Genomic DNA, 7,097 nt, shown 5'->3' on the forward strand with positions numbered 1-7,097 from the left:
TTGGTGAAATTCCAACTCCAACCATTAGATTCATCCAATATGACAGTCTGATTTAAAACACCATCAGCAAACAAATGAACAGTAATACTACTTGGCCTTAAACCATTCTTATTATTTCCATCATTCCAAACTTTTGTAACATTAACAGAAGTAACCTCAATATTTGTAATAGTGAAGTTGTACTCTGTGTTATTGGAATATTCAGTAATATAATAGTCAATAGAATCTTCAGTAAAACTGTACTTGATCTTTTCACCATTTTTATACACATGTAAATTAGTGAAATTATAACTCCAGCCGTTAGATTCATCCAATACAACAGTCTGATTTAAAACACCATCAGCAAATAAATACACAGTAATACTAGAAGGCCTTAAACCATTCTTATTATTACTATCATTCCAAACTTTTGTAACGTTAACAGAAGTAACCTCAATATTTGTAATAGTGAAGTTATATTCTGTGTTATTGGAATATTCAGTAATATAATTGCCAATAGAATCTTCACTGACATTATATTTAATCTTCTTACCATTTTTATAGACAGTTAAGTTAGTAAAATTCCAAGTCCAACCATTAGATTCGTCCAATACTACAGTCTGGTTTAAAACACCATCAGCAAACAAATGAACAGTAACACTGCCAGGTCTTAAACCATTCTTGTTATTGCTGTCATTCCAAAGCTTAGTAACGTTAAGGGAAGTAACTTCTACATTTGTTACAGTGAAATTATATCTGGTACTATTTGCTATTGCAGTTATGTAGTTATCAACTGAAATTTCACTGATAGTATAGTTTATCAATGTTCCGTTACCGTATTTTGCTTTTTGCATTATTGATGACAACATTTCACGCATTTCTTCGCTTTCCATACCAGTATAGTTTATTGCTAAATTACTGGTGGTATTAGTTGGAAGATCTGTGAATGTGTATTTCCAATTATTTGCTGCGGATAAAGTGACTGGATTAACTCCGTCAACAGGAACGAAACCTCTACCATCACCATAATCTGCAAGCAATTGTACAGTAACTTCAGACGGTCTGACTCCATCCTGATTATTAGAATCATTCCAAACTTTATTAACACTGATGTTAACAAATGGAACATCAGTAAAGATTAATGAAAGCAAGTTTTGACCCGTTGAATTTGTATTAATCAAAACAGTGAAGTTAAATTCACGCAATACTTTTGTTCCATTTTGAAATATAATAACTTTTTTAGCATTTGTATATGGAACACGTATTCCTTCAACATCAACTTTATGAATAATGGTCTGAACTAACTGATTGGTACTTGTTCTATAGTCAGTGCCTTGAATGAAGAGTATATAAGCCTCATGAAGTTGATCATAATCCAGTTTATCACCATATTCATAGAATAAGTATTTGAGATACCATGAAACATCTGAATGATCATAAAAATTGGTAATGAGTGTTTCATTATAATCATCTGCACTTCCCCTAAGTGAACGTAATTTTCTTACAGGTTCGTTCTTAAACTTATAAACAATAAAGACATCCCCTTCGGCAGCTCTCATACGGAATGGATTTATACAAAATCCAATGGATCCATCTGAAAGTGGAATAAGGTATGATTGGTAATCTAAACTAAGTACAACACTTGAGTTATTTGAATACGGTTCCTCCTTATAATTATTTTTTGATAGATTATTAGGAGTGTTTTTGGAAATATTGGTACTGCTGTTTGTGAAATCATAGAGATATGAAACACCACCAACATCATCAGTTGCATGGTTGAAAGTTACATTAGAATTTATTAATGCATTATCGCTTCCAATCATGAAAATACCTCCACCAATATTTGCCTGATTGTAGGAAACAGCCGTATTTTCAATTGTAACATTATTGCCTTTCAAATAGATTCCTCCACCAAGGAATGATTTACTATTTGTAATAACAGTATTGTTTATAACACCATTATTTCCTGCCCAATAGAGTCCACCACCTAATTCTGTACAAAGGGAATCTGTGATATTGATATTGTTTAAGGTAACATTGTAAGTATGCTGATGATAAGTGTCTTCAACAGCAATCGCTCCATATTCAATAGAATTGGCACCTTGAACATTGATATTTTCTGCAGTTACATTATTGGCATGCATGAAAATAGCTGCACCGCTGTGAGCTCTTACATTTGAGAAGTTACAGTTTTCAATATTTGAGTATGAACCCTCCATCATTATCATAACAGCTCCACCATCACCATCAGCACTAATATCAGTGAAAACACAATCAGTAATGTTGGTATTAAAGGCATTAACATGAACGGCTCCACCATCACCATCAGCACTAGTGGCTGTAAAATTACAATCATTGATTGCAGTATCTTCACCATTAATCCAAATGGCTCCACCATCAGTATTGGCATGTGAATTTATGAAGCTGCAGTTTTCAACTTCAGAATTTTTACTATTAAAACCAATTAAAATGGCTCCGGCATGCTCATCTGCACTGGTATCTGTAAAACTACAATTGGTAATGACAACATTTTTTCTGTCTGCATAAATAGCACCAGCATATCCTCCGGCACTTACATTATCAAAAGTACAATTTGCTATAGTACCTCCAGGATTTTTACTGGTTAAATATATGGCACCTACATCACTATCGGAATGTACATTATTAAAACTACTGTTTGAAATAGTAGGATTAATGCCTCTCAGTTCCATGGCTCCGTATTTACCTTGAGCGGAAACATTAGTAAAATTACAGTTGTTAATTGTAGTATCTTTACTTTCATCTATTATAGCACCGCCGTTTCCCATAGAAGAAACATTGATGAAAGTACAATTCTCAATAAGACCATTTGTATTAGAACTCCAGTCTAAAGCACCAGCAGTATTAGCATTAGTATTAATGAATTGGCTGTTGGATATGACTGAATTTTCTCCGCTTCCATAAATTGCACCACCACTAGTACTGGAGCTACAATTTTCAAAAATACAGTTATCGATTAAAGTATTTGGAGAATGGATTAATAAAGCACCGCCCTGACCTGAACTCATATTAGTAAAATTAGAATTTATAATCGTTAAATTACCATCATAACTTCTAAAAATATTATGGTCACCATTTGAAAAGCTACATTTGTCAATAAGAGTATTATCTACACCATAATCTGTAACAATTGAAGCATTATCAAATTTGGAATCAATAATATGGGCATTATCAGCACGGATATTAATGGCACTGCTTGAGTTAATGAATTTAATATTGGTAATATTTACATTATCTGCAAGAATTTCCAGTATTGCATTATTATTTCCATTTACTATTACGTCACCATATTCTTCATCATTTTCAAGACCATGGATATTTATAGGTACTGTAATTCTAACATTGGAAATGTTGTGTTCTCCACCACGTAACCAGATTTCATGTGCCTGATTTGTTGAAGCTGATGCCAATTGGAGTGCCACTTCAAGGGATTTTACACAGCTGTGAAAAGTACCAGGATAATTGTCATTTCCATCAGGATGAACATAAATTATGCCTGTATATGGATTAGCATTAGCATTAATCGTAGCAGTGTATACTTTTCCAGAACCAGGATAATCGACTGAAATTATATTTCTGCCTCTATGAGGATTAATTGATACAGAAGCAAAACCTTCTGAAAGAAATGTGTCTGAAAGTATCGTTTCCCCATTATTTAAGATATTAATATAATTTCCACTAATCTCGTTACCTGCATCATCAGTAACAGTAATAGGAACTGATATTGATCCTGAAAATATTCCTTCTACGGTATTATAACTAGGACAGGTTGCTGTAGAATTATTCATGACTGTAATGATGTAATCTTTAAAAGATCCCTGATTATAGATTTTTTTACCTTCGCTGGCATTGGAACCGACAATATTATTGTTTGTTAATGTGGTGTTTATTCCATCGTTATAAATGGAACCACCATTTTGACTGGCTTTATTATCAGCAAATCTACAATTTGATACTGTGGAATTAGCCATTGAGACATAAATAGCTCCACCATTTGTCCCGCTATTGTTAATAAAATCACAGTCATTAACAGTAGCGTTTTTTCCTGAAATATGAAGCGCTCCTCCTCTTATACCAGTATTGTTAATAAATGTACATTTATCGAGAGTGACATTTTCAGCATCAATTACAACAGATGCATCATATTGACCCAAATTACTTCCATTAACAAAACGGATATTGGAAATATTTGAATTATCTCCCATAATGAGTAATATCCTGCTTTGATTTCCATTGATTGTAACAGAGCCTAAACCAGTAATATTTAGTCCGTAACTTGCTGGAATTTCCAAAGTTTTTTCATGATATGTTCCTTCATTAATGATAATAGAACGTTCGTTACCATCACGCATAGCAAATTCTATTGCTTTTTTAATGCTGCTTAAAGGAGAATCAACAGATCCATTATTATCATCACTGCCTTCAGTTGAAACATAAATAGGACCTAAATATATTGATGGGAATCTTATAATAGCATTCTTGCTGCTACTAGTCCCAGCACCAAAATACTCTCCACTAATTATTGCATCGCCGCCATGTCTAGGAGAAATGGATATTTTCAAATCTTCGCTAGCCGTTAGAGTGTCTACTTCGGCACCGTCATAGAAAACTCTTACATTTCTACCTGAAATAACGTTTCCCATGTCATCAGTTACAACTACACTTATTTCAACAGCTTGACTGGAAGGAGCAATTACAGTAGAATTATTTGCCAATATTACAACAGCAGAACTTAATTTACCTTCATTATAGATGCTTTTTCCAGTTTCAGCATTGGAATTTGTAATTATGTTGTTTGAAAATATTGTAGTAGATGCTTTATTGTAAACACTGCCTCCTGCGTTTGTTGCTGAATTACTATCAAACTCATTATTTGTAATTGAAGCACCACGATAACTTGAAGAGCCATCATGGTATATGGCTCCACCATTAATAGCAGTATTATTGATAAAGGTACAATCATCTATAATAATTATATCTCCATTGTTAGTTATGGTTTTGATGTAAATGGCACCACCATTAGATGAAGCAGTGTTGTTAATGAAAGTACAATTTTGAATCGTGACATAAGGCCATCTATCATTAATATTAAAACATCCACCGTTTAGACCTTCATTATCCACGAAAGTACAGTCAGTAAAAGTGAATTGTCTACCATTATCTATACTAAATAGAGAATCATCACTCATTTTAATGTCTTTGAAAGTACAATTTTCAAATTTTATTTCAGAACCATAAATGAATTCAAAAGCTTTGCTTTCACTGGATCCTCTTGAATTTTTAAAGGTTATATTGGAAATTGTTGTTAAACCATTATTCACCTTTAATATTTTGTTTTGCTCTGCATTTATTATTACAGAACCTAAACCTGCAATATTAAGTGGACAATTTGGAATCTCTAATGAATTTTCATAATATGTTCCTTCATTGATGATAATTGAATGTTCATTATTGCTTCTTGTAGCAAGTGATATGGCTTTTTCAACAGTTCTTAACGGTGAATCAATAGAACCAGAATTGTCATCACTTCCATCAGTTGAAACATAAATAGGACCAGTATACTGGAAAATAACCGTACCGGTTTTAACAATACAGTTATTTGCACCTTCATAAGTTCCGCTTATTATTGTTTTACCAAGATGTCTGTAAGGAATGCTGATTTTTGAGTCATCCCCTGCAGTTACGGAGCCTATTTCTTCATTATCACTATAAACTACCACATTTCTACCTGAAATGATATTTTCCATGTCATCAGTTACTCTAACATCAACATCAACAGATGAAGATGAATCAGTTGTCACAGTCTGGTTATTTGCCAATACCACGTATAAATCATTTATTGAACCGTCATCTCGAAGACAAATAGCTGATTTGGTTGCACCATCGGAGATTGCATTATTTGAAAATTCGGAAATGGTTCCTTTATTGAATATTGCATCTCCAACATCGGATGCTTCATTATTGTCAAAGGTATTGTCTTTAATAATGCAGTCTGCCCATTCACCAAGGGATATTGCTCCACCTTTAGAACCGGCAGTATTGTCACTAAAGGTACAGCCTTCAACAGTAACACTCCATACTGTGCAATAAATAGCACCTGCATCATAGTCTGCATGATTGCTGGTGAAGGTACAATCTTTAATGAGGGTTTCATAATTATCCCAGAGATAAATAGCACCTCCATCCCAGAATCCATAATTATCAGTGAAATTACAGTTTTCAATAACAATAGAAGCACCACTAGATTCACTATAAATACAAGCACCATAGCCCCCTGTATTCTCTATGAAATTACAGTCTTTAAAAGTAAAAGACCCTCCACTAAAGATACTAATAAAAGGGTAATCTGATGCCTCTATATTTTTGAAAGTACAGTTTATAAACTTAACACAGGCACCGTCACTAAACTTAAAACCTGATTCGTCAGGATTTCCTTTATTGATAAATGTTATTCCGCTGAAACAAACATTATATCTTTGAATATCAAAGAAAAATTCAATATTATTCTCACAATCAAGAATAACTTGACCGCCATCAGCTTTAATCAGGAGTCCTTCATAATCAGAATTGATTTCCTGCCCAATATTACTACTGCCAGTATATACACCAGGCTTAATATTGATTACGGCATTATCTTCATTAATATTATCCAATGCACGTTCAATATCATGATACGGATTATCCTGAGATCCATCGCCATCATAATTTAAATCAACATAGATAACTTGACCATCATAATCATTTTCTTCGTCGTAAGAACCTAAAATGTTCTTTTTACCTTCTGAGGAACCATCCTTATAATCCATTGCAGACCCTAAAATTGAAGAATTAGATGCAATATTTGAATTAGCATCTTTTACATTAGTAGAATCAAGATTATTAAAAACAGCTCCATCCATATTGGATATGGATAAACTATCTGATGATAAATTATCATCGATGTCATGGGATGCTGAAACGGCACCCATGCTAAGAATCAATACAATAAATATAATTATAAATTTATTTATTTTAATTCTCATAGTTTCCTCCATAAATCCATGTATTATCAGATTAATAATACATTCATATATTTGTTA

Annotated in this window: 1 protein-coding gene; it reads right to left on the reverse strand. The window is 33.1% G+C overall.

Features of this window, described 5'->3' with window-relative positions:
- A partial coding sequence (locus tag ACKI3Q_RS08295; RefSeq protein ID WP_407416085.1) for a Cna B-type domain-containing protein occupies nt 1-7,040 on the reverse strand: 7,040 nt, incomplete at its 3' end.
- Between the last annotated feature and the right edge of the window lie 57 nt (nt 7,041-7,097).

This window comes from Methanobrevibacter sp. (genome assembly GCF_045636185.1).
In the GTDB taxonomy this organism is placed as follows: domain Archaea; phylum Methanobacteriota; class Methanobacteria; order Methanobacteriales; family Methanobacteriaceae; genus Methanocatella.